The organism is Aestuariivirga sp., from assembly GCF_020252405.1.
In the GTDB taxonomy this organism is placed as follows: Bacteria; Pseudomonadota; Alphaproteobacteria; order Rhizobiales; family Aestuariivirgaceae; genus Aestuariivirga.
This window is the reverse complement of sequence record NZ_JADCDA010000016.1, coordinates 26,199-45,902: the sequence shown is the minus strand read 5'-3', so window position 1 is coordinate 45,902 and position 19,704 is coordinate 26,199. Positions and strand designations below refer to the sequence as shown.

Here is a 19,704-nt window from a genome sequence, read left to right as displayed (position 1 = left end):
CCTGCATGAGCGATCGTACCATTTCCGGAAACATCCCCGGCGCCGCCCTCATTCCCGGCCTCGCCGGCCTCATCCCCTTTGTGGGCGGTGCTGCTGCGCAATGGGTCAGCCTGCCGATGCTCCCGGCGGAAACGGGGCTCAAGCTCGCCATCGTCTATGGCGCCATCATCCTCTCCTTCCTCGGCGGCATCCGCTGGGGCACGGCCACGGCGCTTCAGCATCAAGGTCGTCAGAGGCTGGAATTTCCGGCCAGCGTGCTGGGCCCGCTCGCCGGTCTCGCCGCCGTCTTTCTCCCTGCCATTCCGGCGCTTGCGCTGCTGATCGCCGGCTTTCTGATGCAGGGGTTGTGGGACGTGATGAGCGTGGGTTCGGGCCGCCTTCCCGCCTGGTTCGGCCGCCTGCGCATAATCCTCACCGCGGGCGCTGTGGTCTCGCTGATCGCCACGCTTCTGGCGGTGACCGTCACCTGACCTGCGAGGCCGGGAAGCGGTGCACGGCCTTGGCGCCGATCATCCAGACATGAAAGTCGCCGAAGAGTCCCTCGAAGGCCTCTGACCTCACATTCAGCGCGCCCGTATAGCTGCCGAATGCCGGCATGATCAGCCGCTTGCCGTCGGCGATGAAGCAGCGGCAGCGGATGCGGCGGCCGCGCGCATGGATCGCCGCCGCCGGGTGCAAATGGCCCGAAATCTCCGCCTCGCCCGCGCGCAGCGTCTTCGGCTGGTGGCGCAGGCTCACCGGCCCCAGCGCTGTTTCCCCGATGATGACGCCGCCCAGGTCCTGAGGCGGCGCCGGATCATGGTTCCCGGTGATCCAGATGGTGTCGGCCGCCGCTGTTATCGCCCGCAGCAGCGCGAGATCGGATGCATCGATGCGCCCGCGCGCGCCCAGGTCATGGAAGCTGTCGCCGAGGAAGATCAGCCGCCGCGGCCGCGTCGCCTCCAGCGCTGCCTTCAGCTGCAGCAATGACTCGCGCGTGTCATAGGGCGGCAGGTGCACGCCGCGCCGGGCAAGGCTCGTGCCCTTTTCGAGATGCAGGTCCGCCACCAACAGGGCCGAAAAGTCCGGCGCGAACAGCGCGCCCGAAAGGTCAGGAATGAAATCAACCCCGGAGAGCGTGATGCGGTGAGACCTAGACAAGCCGCATGGCCTCGTCGATGAGGGCGTTCGCGGCTTCGGCGAGAAGGGCGTCATGACCCTCGCCGTAAACCGATTCGCGCCCGATATCCAAGAGGATGGGGACGGAGAGCGGCGACACGGCGTCGAGCGCCTTGTGCAGTATCTGGCCTTTGACGCGCCTCAGCATGGCGCCCAGCCGATGGGCGTCGATCAGCCCCTCGGCTGCGTCGTCCCATGCGGCGCGCAGAAGGAGATGGCCGGGATCGTGCGTCCGCAGCACGTCATAGATCAGGTCGGTGTTCACCGTCATCTGCCGCGCTGTTTTCTCCTTGCCGGCCTGGCGCCGCTCGATCAGCCCCGCGATGATCGCGGCATTGCGGAAGGTGCGCTTCATCAGCGCGGACTCCGCCATCCACGCCTCGAGGTCGTCGCCCATCATGTCCTCGTCGAACAGCCGCCCGAGCGAGATACGGCCTGACGAAACGGCAAGCGGGAGATCGCGCACCATCCAGACCGCAAGGGCATATTCCGAGGCGACGAAGCCCAGGGGCTGCATGCCTGCGCGTTCAAGTCGCCGCGTCAGCAGCATGCCCAGCGTCTGATGCGCCAGCCTGCCCTCGAAGGGATAACACACCATGTAATGCTTGTCGGCGCGCGGAAAGGTCTCGACCAGCATTTGCCCCGCCTGCGGCACGGCGGAGCGCAAGCGCTGCAGTGACAGCCAGCCGCGCACCTGCGGCGGCAGGCGCTTCCACGCCGCCGGATCGGCCAGCATCTGCCGCACCCGCGAGGCAAGATAGGTCGAGAGCGGAAACTTGCCGCCCTGGTAGGAGGGCACCATCGGCTCCCGGTCACCGGAACGCGTGGCCAGTGCGCCGAATTCGTCGAGCCCCTCGAAGCGCAGCACCTCGCCCGCGAAAACGAATGTCTGGCCAATCGTCAGCTGGCTGACGAACCATTCCTCCACCTCGCCCAGCACGCGCCCGCCCGCCACCACGCGCTTGCCGGGCCTGCGCTTCGCATGCGCCAGCCGCACCTTCAGCATCTCGTCCTCGACGATGGTGCCCATGTTGAGCCGATAGGCCATGGCGAGCCGCGGATGCGCCAGCCGCAACGTGCCGGAGGCCAGCGGCTTCAGCTTGGCATGGCGTTCATAGGCTCTCAGCGCATAGCCGCCGGTCGCCACGTAATCGACGGCCTGGTCGAACTCCGCGCGCGTCAGCTTGCGATAGGTCCAGGCGCTGGCCACCTCCGCGAAGAGCGCGTCGGGGTGAAAGGGCCCCGCGCAGGCGCGGCCCAATATGTGCTGCGCCAGCACGTCAAGCTTCATCGCCGCCGGGTATTCGGTGTCCTGCGCATTCGCCTCCGCCGCCTGCAGCGCCGCCGTGCATTCCAGCACCTCGAAGCGGTTCGACGGCACCAGCAGCGCCTGCGACGGCAGGTCCAGCCTGTGGTTCGACCGCCCGATTCGTTGCAGCAGCCTGCTTGACCCCTTCGGCGCCCCCACATGCACCACGAGGTCGACGTCCCCCCAGTCGATGCCGAGTTCGAGGGTGGAGGTGCAGACCACCGCCCGCAGCTTGCCCTGCCCCATCGCGGCTTCGACCCTGCGCCGCTGCGCCACGTCCAGCGAGCCGTGGTGGAGCGCAATGGGCAGATTGTCGTCATTCGCCTCCCACAGCGCCTGGAACACCGTCTCCGCCTGGCTGCGCGTATTGACGAAAACGAGGGTCATCTTCGCCCGCTTGATCTCCCCATAGACTTCCGGGATCGCATAGAGCGAGGAATGCCCCGACCACGGCACGCGCTCGACGGAGGAGAGGATGCGGATATCGGGCTTGGCCCCCGGCGTCCCCAGCACCAGCGGCGCAGGCTTCGCGCCCGCGGGCACGAGCCAGGCCCGCAGCGCATCAGGGTCCGCCACCGTGGCCGAAAGCCCGATCCGAATCGCGCCGGGCGCATGGGACTGCACGCGGGTGAGGGCCAGCGACAGCAGCACGCCGCGCTTTGACGTCACCATCGAATGCAGCTCGTCGAGGATGACGGTGCGCAAGCCCTTCAGCAAATGCGCCGCATGCGGGTCCGCCACCAGCAGCGACACCTGCTCCGGCGTGGTGATCAGGATGTCCGGCGGATTGCGCCGCTGGCGCTGGCGCCTGGAGTGCGGCGTGTCGCCCGTCCGCGTCTCCACCGTCACCGGCAGCTTCATTTCCGCAATGGGCGCCTCGAGGTTGCGGGCAATGTCGATGGCCAGCGCTTTCAGCGGCGAGACATAGAGCGTGTGGATGCCCTGGCCCGGTCCGCGTTCGGCGATCTCCGCAAGGCTCGGCAGGAAGCCGGCAAGAGTCTTGCCGCCGCCGGTGGGCGAGATCAGCAGCACGCTTTCTCTGGCCTCCGCATGGTCCAGCACCCGCAGCTGGTGCGCGCGCGGCGCCCAGCCGCGGGCGGAAAACCAGTCGAGGAAGCGTTGCGGCAGGCTCATGACTGTCCCCAGCTTGACGTGGCCCGGCGGGAGAAGCAACGCCGGCTCATGTCCCGCGGTCCGCAGGCAAGGGTAACCCACCGGTCGGTTCTGGCGGGGCCGGTCATGCTCTCCAGCGTCCCGGAGCCACTGACCGGCCTCATCGACCCGCCGTCATCGTGCTGGCATGGCGGCTGCCGGAACAGCCCTTCGGCAACCACGGGCTCTGAGCGGCGCTGAACATCTTCTGATCGCGCGCGGGGCGCCGTTCGCCAACCGCATGCCGCCGCCGGAGCGGCGGGCGTTTGGGTAGTCCTTCACAATGTCAATCAGCAGCAGGCACGAACCCGCTACCTAGCACATCATAGGACTAAAGTCAAGAAGTATTTTCCTAATTTGGCTGATAAGAATATTCACCTTGCCCCGGCTCGACCGGGGCATCCTTTTCCGATCCGCCAAAAAGGATGCGCGGGTCAAGCCCGCGCAAGGTGATTGCTGAGCGGGCTGGGCGGAGGCCTATTCCGTCTGGTACCTGGCGATGGCCGAGCGCTCCAGTGCGGCGGTCACCAGCTTGTCCAGCCCCAGCGCATCGCGCAGCATGGCGAGGAAGCGGAGTTCCTCCTTGCCCACCGCGAGGTCGGAGGCCGCGACTTCGACGGCCAGCGCATAGGCCGTTTCGCGCAGCTTGGGGCTCAGCGCCGCCTTGATCAGGCCGAGGATGGCCTTCAGCCCCTCGCTGTCCTGCAGGATTTCACCGGCTTCCCGCGCCACCCCCATCAGCCGGTGTTCGTCGAAATCGGCGAAGACCGGCAGCGTCTCCACCAGCTGGCGGATCTCGGCGAGTTCGATGGCGTTGATCTTGCCCTCCACGCCTGACATGGTGACCATGGTGTAGATGAGCGCCTGTTCGGTCGAAATGGTGCCGGGCATTTACGTCCTCCTCAAGCGCTGACAGTTAGGTTCTGGAGCGCAAATTGTCCAGCCGGCCGCGCACCGCGTCGATGGCGTCGGCCAGCCCCAGCCGGGACACCGCGACGCCCGGCGGAAAGGCGGTGAGGAAGCGCGAGGCCAGCCGCGGGTCGAGCACCACGAAATGGCCGCGGTCGCCGGCGCGGCGGATCAGCCGCCCGAAGGCCTGGCGCAATCTCAGCCGCACCACCATGTCGGTATAGGCATTGCCGCCGAAGGCCTCCTTGCGGGCGCGCTCCAGAATGGTCGGCGTTCCCCACGGAACGCGGTCGAGCGCGATGAGGCGGAGGGAATCTCCGGGAACATCCACCCCGTCGCGCACCGCGTCCGTTCCGAGCAGGCAGGCATCGCGCTCGGCGCGGAACATGTCGACGAGGGTGCCGGTGTCCATCGGGTCCACATGCTGCGCATAGAGCGGAAGCCCCGCATCGGCGAGGGGCTTCACCAGCCGCATGTGCACGGCGCGCAGCCGCGAGATGGCGGTGAAGAGGCCAAGCCCCCCGCCGCCCGCGGCGAGGAAGAGTTCGCGGTAGGCCGCCGCCACCTGGTCCATGTCCTCGCGGTTCACATCGGTGACCACGATGACGCGGCTCGCATCCGGATAGTCGAAGGGCGACTCCCAGCTCTTGCGCTTCACGGGGTAGGGCAGGTGCACCGCGCCCGTGCGCATCTCGGCATTGGCCCAGTCGTCCGGCACGTCGGGCGGCCGGTCCTTGAGCGTCGCCGAGGTGATGACGATGCCGTCCGCCTGGCGCAGCACGGCAAGCGCCATGGGCTCCGTCGGGTCCAGCCAGTGCGAGTGCAGCCCCACGTCATGCTCGCGTCCGAAGGCCTGCGCGATGTCGAACCACTCGACGAAGAGCGGGTTCTTCTCCTCAAGCAGCCGTTTCAGCATGTCGGCCCACGCGCCCACCATCAGCTCGCCGCGCCGCTTGAGCGAGCGCGACACGGCCTCGATCCGCCCGCGGTCATGGGTGGTGAGGTCCTTGGCCTCGTCGTCGAGCTTCTTCGCCAGCGCGTTGGCGAGGCCGGACATGGGTTTTTTCAGATCGAGCAGCGCGCCCATCAACGCCGCCGCCGCCGCCGCAAGGCCATCGGCCAGCGGCAGGCAGTCCGTCTCGATGGTGTGGCCGGAGCCCGCGTTCTGTTCCGCGCGCGCCAGCACCTGCTGGCGGACGAGCGAGAGGAAATTCTCCGCCAGCCCCTCCGGCTGGCCCGCCTGCACGCGGCGCGTCCATCCGGGGCCGGGCAGAGCGAGCGCGGCGCGCAGCACCTGCTGCAGGAGCGTCCGGCCCCTCTCGTCCTCGCCGAGAAGATCGCCGATACGGTCCGCCAGGCCGCGGCCGCGGCGGCGCTCGGCCTCCGGTCCCCTGATCCAGCGGCGGAGTTCGGCCGTCTCGAGCGCCGTGAGGTGGCCGGAGAAAGCGGAGTCCGCGGCGTCGAACAAATGGTGCCCTTCGTCGAAGACGATGCGGCGGATGCCGCCGGGGGCTGCCGCCTCCTCCCCGGTGAGCGCGACGCCGAGCGCGTGGTCGATGGCGGCCTGGTGCAGGACGAGCGCGTGGTTGGCGATGACGATGGAGGCATTGCGCCCCGCGCGGACCGAACGCTCGATGAAGCAGCGGCGGTAATGCGGGCAGGCGGAATAAATGCATTCGCCGCGCCGGTCGGTGAGGCCAAGCGACTGCGCCGTCACGCCGCGCTGCTCGCCATCGAGCGAGAGGTCGTTGAACAGCGACAGGATCCAGGAGGGGAAGTCACCGCCGGCCATGTCGCCGTCCCGCGTGAAGCGTGCCCAGCGCGAGATCAGCGCGGCGAGGAGAGCGGTGCGCGGGTTGGCCGAGGTGAGCCTGCCGAAGACCTCCTGCATGTTGAGGAGGCAGACATAGTTCTCGCGCCCCTTGCGGATGACGATCCTGGCGCTCCGCTCCTCCGGGTTCTCGATCAGGCGTGAGGTCTCCTGGTCCAGCTGGCGCTGTAAATTCTTGGTATAGGTCGAGACCCACACGGGGGCGTCGTTCTTCCGGGCCCACAGATAAGCGGGTGCGAGATAGCCCAGCGTCTTGCCGAGCCCCGTGCCCGCCTCGGCGAGCAGGATATTGTTGATCTCTTTCGACTGGCGCGGCTGGAAGGCGAAGGTCGCCGCCCCCGCATAGGCCGCCTGCGAGCCGCGCTGCTCGGAGTCCGCTCCCAGCACCTCGCGCAGGAAGCGCTGCGCCTCCTCCGGTGCGATTGCGTCCTGCCGGCCCGGCGCGCGGCTGCCGTCCTCCTCCCATTCCTCGATGCGGTCCCAGGCATTGAGTCCGGTGGCGAAGCTGCCGGCGTCCATCCTGGGGTTGGCCGTCAGCAGCGCGCGCATCGCGGGCTCCGCCCAAGGCCATTTGGCGCGGGCGAGGAAACCGGCGTTCTCCGCCGTCTCGCGCAGCAGAGGATAGTGCTTATTCGACAGGCGATTGAGAAGATCTTCCGCGATGAGGCGCACCGTCTCCCCGTCATCCGCGCCGGGTTCCAGCGCCAGCGAGCGGGCAAAGCCCACCGGCGTCGGCGTTGCAAAACGGGCCGGGCAGACGAAGGCGAAGAGTTCGGCCACGTCGAGGTGGCGCTGCTCGCGCGCGGCCCGCACGGCGGCGCGCGGCGCCTGCGCGGCCACGCCCAGTCGTTCGATCAGGTAGACGGAGTGGCAGATCAGATGCGGCTCCTCGGCCAGTGCGGCGAGCGCATGCGCGGGCTCCATGGGTTCGCCGCCGATCACGGCGCCCATGCCGGACGCCACGGCGGTGCGAAGGTGCGAATCCATTGTCATCCTGAGCTGCAGGGTCCACGTTTAGAGACTGGAACAGCTGAACGGAAGAGGAACGAAGCAAATGGAACAGAAAATCATCGATCTTTTCGACCGCTACACGCATGGCGGCATGAACCGGCGCGACTTCCTGGAGCGGTTGACGCTGCTCGCGGGCTCCGCGGCGGCGGCCACAGCGCTGCTGCCGGTGCTTGAAAACAATTACGCGCAGGCGGAAATTGTGCCGGAGAATGATCCCGCGATCACGGCCGAGACGGCGGAGATCGCGCCCGGCATCAAGGGCTACCTGGTGCGGCCCAAGGCGGCAGGAAGCTATCCGGCCGTCCTCGTCATCCACGAGAACCGCGGCCTCAACCCCCACATCAAGGACGTGACGCGGCGCATGGCCAAGGAAGGTTTCATCGCGTTTGGAGCCGACTATCTCACACCTCTTGGCGGGACCCCGGCCGACCAGGACAAGGCCCGCGAGATGTTCAAGGAGCTGAAGCCGGACGAGGTTGTTGCCTTCAGCAAGTCCGCCGTGGACGCGCTGGCCAAGATCGCGGGCGGCACTGGCAAGGTGGGTGCGGTGGGCTTCTGCTGGGGCGGCGGCGCCGTCAACGCGCTGGCGGTGACGGGCGACCCGAACCTCAAGGCCGGTGTGGCCTATTACGGCATGCAGCCCAAGGCGGCGGAGGTTCCGGGCATTACAGCGCCGCTCATGCTCCACTATGCCGGCCTCGACGAGCGCATCAATGCCGGGATCAAGGATTATGACGCGGCACTCAAGGCCGATGGCAAGGTGTTCGAGGCCTTCCTCTATGGGGGCGTGAACCACGCCTTCAATAACGACACCAATGCGGCAAGGTACAACAAAGAGGCGGCGGATCTCGCCTGGGGGCGGACGGTTGGGTTTTTCAGGAAGTATCTTGGCTAGCTTCTCCTCGCCCTATCCTTTGCAGCTCTGACGATCCAACTGGCTGCGAGGTCTCGGTAGTCCTTGAAGGTGAGTTCGGGAGGATCGATATCGATTTCTGCGCAGATGTCAGGAAGGCTCCGCTGAAACGCCCGGAAATCCCGGCTGATGGCCCTGCCGCCGGGCACGCCGGGATCTTTGGCTTGGTCTCGCAGCCAGGTTGCGATGGTTTCCACGAGGCGATCCGCATCGCCTCCGTAAGCATGAATGTCCTGACCCGCGATGTCGGATATGAATTTCTGATAGCGATAGGGTTCCCGGTCAAGGATGATGCAGCGCTTTTGCCTTTGCTTAGGCGGGCCGAATTTCTTGGCGCCCAGAAACAGGCCGAGTTCCAGCGGCATGTTGAAACGCGGCAACTGGGACCCCTCATCCAGTTCGGTCATCGAAATATCATGGATTGAGAGGCGGCACTGCGCGATCAGGTCGCAAATCTTCTGCAGCCTGTTTTCGGTCCCGTCATCGGTCTCCAGTGCGCAACGCGGTTGGAAACCTGAACGGATGACCGAGAAGACGATTGCGTCGAATTTTTCCTGGTAGTCGGAAGAAAACGGGCAGTTGATGAAGACTTGGCGGTGGTCAGCTCTTCTTGCCGGCATCGCGATTCTTGCCGCGGGCGGCCAACACGGCTTCAACGGCCCTGTCGGCCTCGCGCTGGGTAAAATGCGTCGCCGGGCCGCGCGACCTCAGAATGACGACGCCGTCGGCGGCAATGCCCGCTACCCGTGCGGATTGGGAGCCCCCAACTCCGTATTTTGCTGGCTTTTTCGAAGCGTTCCTGTCCATGCGGTGCAATATCGCTGTTCCTGCGCCGCGTTTCAACCGGTTTCGATTGACCCGCCACGGCTGCCTTCCTAAACACCCGCCATTACTCATGGAAAACCGCAATATGACCGTCGACCCCGCCCTTCGCGCCGCCGCAGAGACCAGCAAGGCCTGGCCTTTCGAGGAAGCCCGGAAGCTGGTCGACCGCGTCAAACGCACCGGCAAGACGGAAGTGCTGTTCGAAACGGGATACGGTCCCTCGGGTCTTCCCCACATCGGCACCTTTGGCGAGGTGGCGCGCACCACCATGGTCAGGCGCGCCTTCGAGCTGCTCTGCGATGTGCCAACGAGGCTCCTCTGCTTCTCGGACGACATGGACGGCATGCGCAAGATTCCGGACACGGTGCCTGACCCCGCCGCACTGAAGCCCTATCTGCACATGCCCCTGACCGCGGTGCCGAACCCCTTCGGCGGCGGTTACAAGAGTTTCGGCGATCACAACAACGCCATGCTCCGCCGCTTCCTTGATACTTTCGGCTTTGAGTATGAATTCGCTTCGGCGACCGAATATTACAAGTCGGGCAAGTTCGATGCGATGCTGCTCCGCGCGCTCGAGAAGTTCGACGACATCATGGGCGTGATGCTGCCGACGCTCGGAGAGGAGCGGCGGGCGACCTATTCGCCTTTCCTGCCGATCTCGCCCGCGACGGGCCGCGTGCTCTATGTGCCGATGAAGAAGGTGGACCCGAAAGCCGGCGCCATCACCTTCACCGACGAGGATGGCGCCGACGTCACCATGGAGGTGACGGGCGGCCGCACCAAGCTGCAGTGGAAGCCGGACTTCGGCATGCGCTGGGCGGCTCTGGGCGTGGACTTCGAAATGTTCGGCAAGGACCACCAGACCAACGCCCCGGTCTATGACCGGATCTGCGGGATCCTCGGCGCGGAGGCGCCGGAGCATTATGTCTATGAGCTGTTCCTCGACGATGTGGGCCAGAAGATCTCGAAGTCGAAGGGCAACGGGCTCACCATCGACGAGTGGCTGACCTATGCCGATCCGGAATCGCTGGCGCTCTTCATGTACAACAAGCCGCGCGAGGCGAAGCGGCTCTATTTCGACGTGATCCCGCGCGCCGTGGACGATTACGGCGCCTTCCTCTCGGCCTATCGGCGCCAGGCGGACAAGCCGGCCGACCGGCTGATGAACCCCGCCTGGCACATCCATGGCGGCAACCCGCCGGCGCCTGAGGAGGGCGGCATTTCCTTCGCGCTGCTGCTCAATCTCGCGGCCGTGGCGAATGCCCATGACAAGTCGGCGCTGTGGGGCTTCATCCGCCGCTATCAGCCGGACCTTTCGCCCGAAACCCATCCGCGCCTCGACCTGCTGGCGAAGCATGCGCTGAGATATTTCGACGATTTCGTGAAGCCGAGGAAGCAGTATCGTCCGCCCACGGAGGAAGAGGCCGCGGCGCTGAACGATCTCGCCGCCGCGCTCGCCGCGCTGCCCGCGCATGCCGCGCCCGATGAAATCCAGCAGAAGGTCTATGACGTGGGCCGCCGCGATCCCTACAGGACCACGCAGAAGGATGGCTCCGTCGGCGTCGGCCAGGGCTGGTTCAACATGCTCTACCAGGTTCTGCTGGGCGAGGAGAGGGGCCCGCGCTTCGGCAGCTTCGTGGCGCTTTATGGGCTTGACAACACCCGCGCCCTCATCGCTCGGGCGGTGCGGGGCGAGTTGGCGGCATAAGCAGACGAGCGCACGGCGGCGCAGATCTCCAGCACCACGGGGTGGGCCGAGGTCGAACCCGAATGGCCGATGAGCAGCGCATCGGGCACGTTGCGGCGGAGGTCGGCCAGAATCTCCACAACGCTCATCGGCGCAATGTCGGCATTGATCAGCCGCACATGGTGGCCGGCGTCGATCAAGGGGCCGCCCACCATCAACAGGCCGAGCGGCGGCAGCAGCTCGCCCGGCACGCGGCTGCCGATCGCGCGGTGCGGCGGGTTCAGCGGGGCGATCTTCAGCGCGGGGCTGGTGGGGGCTTGCATGTCAGACATGGTGTGTCCTCAGCGATGATCGAAGACTTGGATGTGGTGATATCCGCTTCGCCGCCGCCATCGCCTGAACTTGCCGGTGTTTGCCAGCTGGCCGCACAGTCCGTGCGGAGCAGGGCGGCCGTGGGGTTGGTCCGGGCCTTTTGGCGGCGTCACGTGGCTGTCACCTGGGGCTGATCGATTTGGTGTCGTGTCCATCAACAGTCGGGAAAGAGATCATGAGCAGTTTCGTCGGGTCCGCTTTGGAACAGGCCACGCTTTCGCGCCGCAACCTCTTGAAGGCGGGCGTTGGCGCCATGGCGCTGGCCGCCGCTTCGCCGCTGGCTCTCCTGCCGCGCCCGGCGCGGGCCGCGCCCGTCTCGAGCCTCACTTTCACCGAGCTGCCGCGCATCTATGATCATACGCATCACGTGGCGGATGGCTACAAGGCGGATGTGGTGCTGCGCTGGGGCGACAAGGTGGCGGCCGATGCGCCGGCCTTCGACCCCGCGACCCAGACGGCGGACAGCCAGTCGAAGCAGGCGGGCTACAACAACGATCATATGGCCTATTTCCCCCTGCCCATGGGCTCGCAATCCTCCGAGCACGGAATATTGGCGATCAACAACGAATATCCCGATTTCCAGATCATGTTCCCCGGGCTGATCACCTCTGAGGACGATGCCGGCAAGGCGGTGAGCAAGGATCAGGCGGACATCGGGCTTGCTTCGGTGGGCCTCACCATTGTCGAGGTGGAGAAAAAGGATGGCGTCTGGCGCGTGGTCGAGGGCTCGCCGCTGGCGCGGCGCATCACCGGCTTCACCGAATTCGCCATTTCCGGCCCGGCGGCGGGCCATGACTTGATGAAGACCTCCGCCGATCCCACCGGAACGAAGGTGATCGGCACCTCCACCAATTGCGCCGGTGGCCACACGCCCTGGGGCACCGTGCTGTCCTGCGAGGAATGGTCCGCCTCCTTCTTCGGCGGCGACCCGGCCAAGACCCAGACGCGCGAGGCGCTGGAGCGCATCGGCATGGCAAGCGAGGATTACTACGGCTTGGCCCGCTTCTATGACCGCTTCAATGTCGAGAAGGAGCCCAATGAGCTGAACCGCTTCCAGTGGGTGGTGGAGGTCGACCCCTATGATGCCTCCGCCGTGCCGGTGAAGCGCACGGCACTCGGTCGCTTCGGCCATGAGGGCGCGGCGGTGGCGCTCAACAAGGATGGGCGCGCGGTCGTCTATATGGGCGATGACGATTATTTCGAATATCTCTACCGCTTCGTCTCGAGGAATGCCTTCAACGCGGCGGACCGCGCGGCGAATCTGAAGCTGCTGGACGAGGGCGTGCTCTCGGTGGCGAAGCTCAATGCCGACGGCACACTGGTGTGGATGCCGCTGGTGCAGGGCACCGGGCCGCTCACCGCGGAGAACGGCTTCCCCGATCAGGCGACGGTGCTGATCAATGCCCGCGCCGCCGCCGACAGGCTGGGCGCCACGAAGATGGACCGACCGGAGGACATGGAGGTCTCGCCCGTCACCGGCCGCGTCTATGCGGTGATGACCAAGAACAAGAAGCGCAAGCCCGAGCAGGTGGATGCCGCCAATCCGCGCGCCGCCAATCTGTGGGGCCAGATCGTCGAACTCATCCCGCCGGGCAGCGGCGCGGAGATCGATCATGCGGCCGAAAACTTCGCCTGGTCGCTGCTGGTGCTGGCGGGTGACGCCTCGAAGCCGGAGATCAAGGCGTCGTTCCATCCGGAGACGACGGCCAATGGCTGGTTCGCCACGCCGGACAATATCGCCATGGACCCCAAGGGCCGCCTGTGGATTGCCACTGATGGGCAGAACGACTTCGGCATCGCCGACGGCGTCTTCGCCATGGATGTCGAGGGGCCGGGCCGCGGCCTGTCACGCGCGCTGTTCGCCTGCCCCACGGGAGCGGAGGCCACAGGCCCGTTCTTCACGCCGGACGGCAAGACGCTGTTCCTCTCGGTGCAGCACCCGGGCGAAGACTCGGAGAACGTGAGCAAGCTTTCCACCACCTGGCCGGACTTCGCGCCCAACGGCCTGCCGCGGCCTTCCGTGGTGGCCATCACCCGCATCGACGGCGGCGAGATCGGCGGCTGAGACGGCTGAGGCGGCGGCCCCGGCGCCTTGCCGGGGCTTCGCGGCGATGTCGCGTTACTGGCTCGCCCACATGATGCGGGCGATCCAGTCGACGTCCTTCATGTCGAGGCTCTTCGTCGCGTGGTTCGGGTTGAAGGAGGCGAGTTCGAGGGTCTTCGAGGTCTGACGCTGCATGACCTTGGCCATGACCTGGCCGTCATTGAGGCGGACCGCCACGCGGTCGCCCTTGCGCACCGCGGCTGAGGGGGAAATGATGATGATGTCACCCTCGCGGTAGACGGGCAGCATCGAATCGCCCGTGATTTCCAGCGCGTAGGAATTGGGGTCGGTGACGCCCGGCACCTCGATCTCGTCCCAGCCGGAACCGGACGGGAAGCCCGAATCATCGAAGAAGCCGCCCTTGCCGGCCTTGGCGAGGCCGAGCAGCGGAATCTGGCGCAGCTTCGGCGGCTGGCCGCGGCGGCCGATCAGCAGTTCCGAGAATTCCTCCATCGAGGCGCCGGAGGCCTGCAGCAGGCGGGAGATCGATTCCATGGTGGGCCAGCGCGGGCGGCCGTCCGGGCCGTTGCGCTTCGAGGGATTGAACGAGGTCGGGTCCAGCCCCGACTTCTTGGCGAGACCCGAGGCCGAGAAGCCATAGCGTTCGGCAATCGTGTCAATGGCGTTCCAGACCTGCTTATGTGTGAGCATTATGCCCTCCAGTTGGGAGTAAAAGTTCATATTTGTAGGAAGCTATACCTTGTGTTGCAATGATTGTCCAGATGCCATTGAAGGATTATGGTCCGCCGCGATGCGAATTCTCTATAAAATCATGCCCGCCGCCCAGTGGCGGGCGGCGCGGGCTTGCGGCGTTTTCGAAGGTTCCGCCGCGGACCTGAAGGATGGTTTCATCCACCTCTCCACCGGCCGGCAAATGCGCGGGACGGCGGAGCGGCACTTTGCCGGGCAGGACGGACTGGTGCTGGTGGGGTTCCGGGAGGAGCAGCTTGCCAACCTCAGGTGGGAAGCCTCGCGCGGGGGAGATCTGTTCCCCCATGTCTATGGCGCGATCGACACGGCGCTGGCGGTATCCGAAGATTTGCTGCCGCTGGAAAACGGCGTTCACCGCTTTCCCGAAGGTTTGGCATGAGGCTTGCCGCGCTGGCCTTTCCCCTGGCGAGGCCCTTGCTCCATGCGCTCGATGCGGAGACGGCGCATGGGCTGACGCTTCGCGCCCTCACGCGCCTGCCCATGGGACCCGCCCCCGTGGCCGACCCGGCCCTCGCGGTCGAGGCCTTCGGGCTTGCCTTTCCCAATCCGCTGGGGCTGGCGGCGGGCTTCGACAAGAATGCCGAGGCGCCGGATGCCATGCTGGCGCTGGGCTTCGGCTTCACCGAAATTGGCACGGTGACGCCGAGGCCGCAGGCGGGCAATCCGCGGCCGCGGCTGTTCCGGCTGGCCGAGGACCGCGCGGTGATCAACCGCATGGGATTCAACAATGAGGGCCATGCGGCGGCCTTGCGCAGGCTCGCGGCGCGGCGCGGTCGGGGTGGCATCGTGGGCGTCAACATCGGGGCCAACAAGGACTCGGCTGACCGGATCGGCGATTATGTGCAGGGCATCGCCGCCTTCGCCGGTGTCGCGTCCTATTTCACCGTCAACATTTCCTCGCCCAACACGCCGGGCCTGCGCGGGCTGCAGTCGCGCGCCGAGCTGGTGCAGCTGCTGGCGCGGCTCAACGCCGGGCGCGCCCGGCAGGCGGAAAAGCCGCCCATGCTGCTGAAGATCGCGCCCGACCTGCGCGGGGACGAGCTTGAGGACATCGCCGCCGCCTGCGCCGGTGGCGCGGTCGATGGCATCATTGTGTCCAACACCACGCTGTCGCGCGGGGGCTTGCGCTCGCCCCATGCGAAGGAGCAGGGCGGGCTTTCCGGCTTGCCGCTGCTGCCGCTTTCCACACGCCAGCTGGCGCGCATGTTCCTGCTCACCCGGGGCCAGGTTCCGCTCATCGGCGTGGGCGGCGTTCATGACGGGGCCTCGGCGCTGATGAAAATCCGCGCCGGTGCGAGTCTGGTGCAGCTTTATTCCGCATTGGTCTATCAGGGGCCGGGACTGGTGACGTCGATTCTCGCTCACCTTTCGGCGGAGGCGGCGCGCAGCGGTTCGCTTGCGGGCCAGAGAGGCCAAGACGCGGCGGCGCTGGCTCACCAGGGGTCGAGCGGCACGTAAGTGCGGAGGATCCGGGCGGTGGCGCCGGTCGCCTGCGCCTTGTCGAGGCCGTAGTCGAGGGCCTGCGCCAGCTCCGGCCTGTCGCTTCTGATCAGGAAGGCGAGGTTGCGGCTGAAATAGTCGAAGTCGGAATAGGCCCCGCCCAGCAGCCGGCAGCAATCCGCCGCGGCCTCGCCCGCCACCCAGTAGATGACCTGCAGATTGTCGCCGAAGACCGCATCGATCTTGCCCGCCTTGAGTGCGGCGCCGGCTGCGGCAAGATCGTCATAGGTTGCGATGCGGGACGGAGCATAATAGGCCGCAAGCCAGCGGGCATGCAGCGTATCCCTGACAACGCCAACGCGGCGTCCGGCGAGGGTGGCGGCGGAGGCGGCATCCAGCGTGCTGGAATTGTTCACCGCAAAGCGCCCCATGAGGCGGAAATAGGGCCTGGTCATGCGCGCTGCGGCGAGAGTTTTCGCGTCGAGCCGCGGCCCGGTCACGGCGACGTCAGCCTCGCCGCTGGCAAGCGCCGCCATAATGCCGGCAAAGGGCCTGACCTCCACCGTGCAGGCAAGGCGGGCCTGTTCGCAGGCCGCAATGGCAATCTCGACCGAGATGCCGGCGGGCGAGCCCGTGCGGGAGCGGAAGCTGAAGGGCGCGAAATCCTCGTCCGCCACGAGCCTGACGGAGAGATTGTCCGGCAGCTGTGGCCGGACCCGTTCCTCCGGGCTGCGGAAAAGCGGCGCCTGGCGGGCGGCAGGCGGATTGTCCTGCGCTTCTGCAATTGAAGATAGCAGAACTAGCCCGAAAAACATCCGGCAGGCGGTGGAAAAATTGACGTTACGTCGCATTACTCGGCCATTGGCAGGTGCAGGCGGTGCTGTCGGAACACGGTCACGAAGGGTTTGGCGAGTCTCCCGCAGCGCCTCTCAACATAGCCGGGGACGCGGGTGAAGTCTTGCCCCGTCTGAGCTTCCCCGCCCTTTGCGACCTGATCCGCCGCCTGCCGAAGGAGGAACTTGAGGAGGCGCTGCGCACCCGGATCATCCGCGCGGTGAGCCTGCCCGGTCTTGTGCTCCATGCCGTGTGCGGCATGCAGGCCCTGCGCCAGGCGCGGGCGCGCGGCCTCGGCATCGTCGGCTATGGGGAGCCCACGGATTTTCTGGCCGCGGCGCGCGCCGTGCACCGCAGGCTGCTGCTGCATGAGGCAACCGCCGGGCTGGCCCGCCGCTGGCCCATGTTCTCCGCCCGCAGCGGGGTGAGCAGCGCGCAGATGCTGGCTTTCGCCGCGCTGGCGGCGCTGGGCGTTGCGGTGTTCCTGCTGCTGCCCGGCGCGCTGTTCATCGCCGCGCTCTCGGCCGTCAGCGGACTGTTCTTCCTGAGCGTCGTCCTGCTGCGCATCCTGTGCCTGTTGCCCCCGTTGCAACGGCCCGAACCGCCGCCGCGCGAGATTGCCGGGGATGACCTGCCCGTCTATTCCGTGCTGGTGCCGCTGTTCCGCGAGGTTGCGGTTCTGCCGCAGCTGCTGGGGGCGCTGGGCGATCTGCGCTACCCCGCGGAACTGCTGGACATCAAGCTGATCCTCGAGGAGGCGGACATCCCGATGCAGCGCGCCGTGGCGGCGCTGACGCTGGCGCCGCACATCGAGGTGATCGTGGCGCCCTGCGGCCTGCCGCAGACCAAGCCGCGCGCGCTGAACTATGCCCTGCAGTTCTGCCGCGGCGAACTGCTCACCATCTATGACGCGGAGGATATTCCTGACCCCGACCAGCTGCTCAGGGCGGCACGGCGCTTCGCCGCCTCGCCGCGCGAGCTTGCGTGCCTGCAGGCGCAGCTCACATTCTACAATCCGCGGGAGAACTGGCTGACGCGGCAGTTCACGGCGGAATATGCAACGCTGTTCGGCGTGTTGCTGCCGGTGCTGGCCAACCACAATCTGCCGCTGCCGCTCGGGGGAACCTCGAACCACTTCCGCACCGATGTGCTGCGCAGCGTGGGCGCCTGGGACCCCTACAACGTCACCGAGGATGCCGATCTGGGGCTCAGGCTGGCGCGGCTCGGCTATGACACGCAAGTGCTCGACAGCGTCACCCGGGAGGAGGCCAACACGCGGCTGGGAAACTGGATGCGCCAGCGCGCCCGCTGGCTCAAAGGCTTCCTGATCACATGGCTTGTCCACATGCGCGAGCCCGCGCTGTTCGTGCGCGAGGTGGGCCCCTCCGGCTTCTGGGCGGCGCAGGTGCTCACGCTGGGCGTCTTCGCCTCCGTGCTGCTCCACCCTTTGTGCATGCTGGCCATGGTGGCGCTCTGCGTGCTCTACCCGGCGCCGTCCGGTGACGCGGGTCTGGCGTTCATGCTGCTCGCGGGGCTGAACATGCTGGTGCTGCTCGCCGGCTATGGCGTCTCGATCCTGCTGACGCGGCGCGCGCTGATGCGGCGCGGCATGAAGGGCTGGGTCGGCACGCTGGCCAGCATGCCGCTCTACTGGATGCTGATGTCGGCGGCCGCGTGGCTGGCGCTGTGGCAGTTCTTCACCAGGCCCTTCCACTGGAACAAGACGGAGCACGGGCTTTCCGCCGTCACGCCGGGGCACGCCCGCGGTACTGCTCAAGCGCGTCCCCGACCGTTGCGGCGAAATTCACCGCGGGCGGGCGCACGCCATGGGTGAGCAGGCTGCGCCGCACATCGGCGCTGGCCCCGCTTACGAAAAGCCTCACGCCGCGCTTCTCCGCCTTGCGGGCCAGGCCTTCCATGACATTGGCGCCCGTCGAATCGAGGAAGGGCACCGCGGCGAAATCGACGATCAGCGCCTTGTGCGTGTCCTGAATGCGGTCGAGAACCGAGGCGACGGAGGCCGCCGCGCCGAAGAAGAAGGCGCCGGTGATGCGATAGACCACGAGTTCGGGACTGGCGGCGAGCGCCCCGTCATAGCCGCCGCGCGGCAATGTCCGGTCGGCCATGTCCTCGGCGACGAAGGGCGTCTGGGTTTCAACCGCCGTGGCTTTCGACATGCGGTGGATGAACAGCACCGATCCCAGCGCGAAGCCCGCGACGATGGCCTCGGTCAGGTCGCGGAAGACGGTGAGAAAGAAGGTGGCGGCGAGCACCGCCGCATCCCCCCAGCCGGACCGGACGAGCACGGCGATGGCCGGCTTCTCGATCATGTTCCATGATACGACCGCCAGCACACCGGCCAGCGAGGCGAGCGGAATGAAGGCCGCCAGCGGCGCGGCCGCCGCCATGAAGATCAGGATGAACACCGCGTGCAGCATGCCGGAGACGGGGCCATGTGCGCCGGATCGCACATTTGTTGCGGTGCGGGCGATGGCGCCGGTGACGCAGAAGCCGCCGAACAGGGCGGAGCCGATGTTGGCCGCCCCTTGCGCCACCAGTTCGCAGTTGGAACGGTGGCGGCGGCCGGTCATGCCATCGGCCACCACGGCGGAGAGCAGCGACTCGATGGCGCCGAGCAGCGTGAAGGACAATGCCGCCGGCAGCACCTCGATGATCTTGGCGGCGGACAGTGTGGGCAGCGACGGCGCTGGCAGCGTGCTCGGAATGCCGCCGAACCTGGAGCCGATGGTGGTGACGTCGAGGCCCAGCTTCCAGGTGATGAGCGCGGCGAGCGTCACGGCGATCAGCATGCCGGGCCAGTGCGGGCGCAGTCGCTTGAGGCCGGCGATGATCGCGATGGTGGCGAGCGACAGGGCGAGTGCGGCGGGCGAAATCGTCGGCAGCGCGTTCACCAGCGCGGGGATCTTCTGCAGGAGCGGACCGGGCTCCGGCACGGCGAGCGTGAGGCCGAGAAGATCCTTGATCTGGCTGGCGAAGATGATGACGGCGATGCCGGCGGTGAAGCCCACCGTGACAGGGAAGGGAATGAACTTGATGAAGGCGCCGAGCCGCAGGAAGCCCACCGCGGCAAGGAGAAAGCCTGACAGGAAGGTGGCGAGGATCAGCCCGTCCATGCCGTGCCGCGCGACGGTGGCCGAAACCAGCACGATGAAGGCGCCGGCCGGCCCCCCGATCTGGAAGCGCGACCCGCCGAGCAGCGAGACGAGGAAGCCGCCCACCGCCGCGGTGTAAAGTCCCTGCGCGGGGGACGCGCCGGAGGCGATGGCGATCGCCATGGAAAGGGGCAGCGCCACGATGGCGACCGTGAGGCCCGCGACTGCATCGCCGCGCAGGTTCTTCAGCGTGTAGCCTTCGCGCAGCACCGTCACCAGTTTCGGCGTGAAGAGTTCGGCGAAGGTGGGCGATGCGGGTCTTGCTGGCATGATCA

At 67.0% G+C, this 19,704-nt stretch carries 16 protein-coding genes and 1 pseudogene; 7 read left to right on the top strand and 10 right to left on the bottom strand.

The window, feature by feature from the left end; translation table 11 throughout:
- Window positions 1–5 precede the first annotated feature (5 nt).
- Window positions 6–470, top strand: a complete 465-nt coding sequence (locus tag IOC69_RS03695) for a DUF3429 domain-containing protein (protein ID WP_290542181.1) — start codon at window positions 6–8, stop codon at window positions 468–470.
- Here IOC69_RS03695 and pdeM read toward each other — a convergent pair.
- The 4 genes from pdeM to IOC69_RS03675 form a co-directional block, all read right to left on the bottom strand.
- The gene (pdeM, locus tag IOC69_RS03690; RefSeq protein WP_290542180.1) at window positions 463–1,140 is read right to left on the bottom strand and encodes a ligase-associated DNA damage response endonuclease PdeM; all 678 of its coding nucleotides are present in this window, start codon (window positions 1,138–1,140) and stop codon (window positions 463–465) included. The genes IOC69_RS03695 and pdeM overlap by 8 nt on opposite strands.
- Window positions 1,133–3,601, bottom strand: coding sequence for a ligase-associated DNA damage response DEXH box helicase (locus IOC69_RS03685; RefSeq protein ID WP_290542179.1), 2,469 nt, complete (start codon window positions 3,599–3,601; stop codon window positions 1,133–1,135). Before IOC69_RS03685 ends, pdeM begins: the two co-directional genes overlap by 8 nt.
- A gap of 495 nt (window positions 3,602–4,096) precedes the next feature.
- Window positions 4,097–4,510: a tellurite resistance TerB family protein gene (locus tag IOC69_RS03680; protein ID WP_290542178.1), complete on the bottom strand. Its 414-nt coding sequence runs from the start codon at window positions 4,508–4,510 to the stop codon at window positions 4,097–4,099.
- Window positions 4,511–4,535: 25 nt separating this feature from the next.
- On the bottom strand, window positions 4,536–7,346 hold the full coding sequence (locus IOC69_RS03675) for an ATP-dependent DNA helicase (RefSeq protein ID WP_290542177.1): 2,811 nt from the start codon (window positions 7,344–7,346) through the stop codon (window positions 4,536–4,538).
- 67 nt (window positions 7,347–7,413) lie between these two features.
- On the opposite strand from IOC69_RS03675, the gene IOC69_RS03670 reads away from it, so the two are divergent.
- Window positions 7,414–8,265 carry a dienelactone hydrolase family protein gene (locus IOC69_RS03670; RefSeq protein WP_290542176.1) on the top strand — a complete coding sequence of 284 codons (852 nt, stop codon included), beginning with the start codon at window positions 7,414–7,416 and terminating at the stop codon, window positions 8,263–8,265.
- On the opposite strand, the gene IOC69_RS03665 is transcribed toward IOC69_RS03670, so the two are convergent.
- Together IOC69_RS03665 and IOC69_RS03660 are read right to left on the bottom strand one after the other, a co-directional pair.
- The gene (locus IOC69_RS03665) at window positions 8,262–8,903 is read right to left on the bottom strand and encodes a hypothetical protein (protein ID WP_290542175.1); all 642 of its coding nucleotides are present in this window, start codon (window positions 8,901–8,903) and stop codon (window positions 8,262–8,264) included. The genes IOC69_RS03670 and IOC69_RS03665 overlap by 4 nt on opposite strands.
- A complete protein-coding gene (locus IOC69_RS03660; RefSeq protein WP_290542174.1) occupies window positions 8,884–9,090 on the bottom strand; it encodes a hypothetical protein in 207 nt (68 codons plus the stop codon). The genes IOC69_RS03665 and IOC69_RS03660 overlap by 20 nt, the downstream gene beginning before the upstream one ends.
- A gap of 103 nt (window positions 9,091–9,193) precedes the next feature.
- Between IOC69_RS03660 and IOC69_RS03655 the strand changes: the two genes are divergently transcribed.
- On the top strand, window positions 9,194–10,816 hold the full coding sequence (locus IOC69_RS03655; RefSeq protein ID WP_290542173.1) for a lysine--tRNA ligase: 1,623 nt from the start codon (window positions 9,194–9,196) through the stop codon (window positions 10,814–10,816).
- Between the two features lie 38 nt (window positions 10,817–10,854).
- Here the strand turns inward: IOC69_RS03655 and IOC69_RS13680 are convergent.
- Window positions 10,855–11,094: pseudogene (locus IOC69_RS13680) on the bottom strand (magnesium-protoporphyrin IX monomethyl ester cyclase); the annotation flags it as partial.
- Between the two features lie 248 nt (window positions 11,095–11,342).
- On the opposite strand from IOC69_RS13680, the gene IOC69_RS03645 reads away from it, so the two are divergent.
- A complete protein-coding gene (locus tag IOC69_RS03645; RefSeq protein ID WP_290542171.1) occupies window positions 11,343–13,232 on the top strand; it encodes a PhoX family phosphatase in 1,890 nt (629 codons plus the stop codon).
- A gap of 54 nt (window positions 13,233–13,286) precedes the next feature.
- Here the strand turns inward: IOC69_RS03645 and IOC69_RS03640 are convergent, their stop codons facing one another.
- On the bottom strand, window positions 13,287–13,922 hold the full coding sequence (locus IOC69_RS03640) for a helix-turn-helix transcriptional regulator (protein ID WP_290542170.1): 636 nt from the start codon (window positions 13,920–13,922) through the stop codon (window positions 13,287–13,289).
- Window positions 13,923–14,022: 100 nt separating this feature from the next.
- Here IOC69_RS03640 and IOC69_RS03635 point away from each other — a divergent pair, with 100 nt between their 5' ends.
- Together IOC69_RS03635 and IOC69_RS03630 are read left to right on the top strand one after the other, a co-directional pair.
- Window positions 14,023–14,361: a DUF952 domain-containing protein gene (locus IOC69_RS03635; RefSeq protein ID WP_290542169.1), complete on the top strand. Its 339-nt coding sequence runs from the start codon at window positions 14,023–14,025 to the stop codon at window positions 14,359–14,361.
- Complete coding sequence (locus IOC69_RS03630) at window positions 14,358–15,440, top strand: quinone-dependent dihydroorotate dehydrogenase (protein WP_290542168.1); 1,083 nt, start codon at window positions 14,358–14,360, stop codon at window positions 15,438–15,440. Before IOC69_RS03635 ends, IOC69_RS03630 begins: the two co-directional genes overlap by 4 nt.
- Here the strand turns inward: IOC69_RS03630 and IOC69_RS03625 are convergent.
- The gene (locus tag IOC69_RS03625; protein WP_290542167.1) at window positions 15,416–16,273 is read right to left on the bottom strand and encodes a transporter substrate-binding domain-containing protein; all 858 of its coding nucleotides are present in this window, start codon (window positions 16,271–16,273) and stop codon (window positions 15,416–15,418) included. The two genes, IOC69_RS03630 and IOC69_RS03625, sit on opposite strands and share 25 nt — an antisense overlap.
- A 107-nt stretch (window positions 16,274–16,380) precedes the next feature.
- Here IOC69_RS03625 and IOC69_RS03620 point away from each other — a divergent pair, with 107 nt between their 5' ends.
- Window positions 16,381–18,090: a glycosyltransferase family 2 protein gene (locus tag IOC69_RS03620; protein ID WP_290542166.1), complete on the top strand. Its 1,710-nt coding sequence runs from the start codon at window positions 16,381–16,383 to the stop codon at window positions 18,088–18,090.
- On the opposite strand, the gene IOC69_RS03615 is transcribed toward IOC69_RS03620, so the two are convergent.
- Window positions 18,002–19,699, bottom strand: coding sequence for a SulP family inorganic anion transporter (locus IOC69_RS03615; RefSeq protein WP_290542165.1), 1,698 nt, complete (start codon window positions 19,697–19,699; stop codon window positions 18,002–18,004). The genes IOC69_RS03620 and IOC69_RS03615 overlap by 89 nt on opposite strands.
- Window positions 19,700–19,704 lie beyond the last annotated feature (5 nt).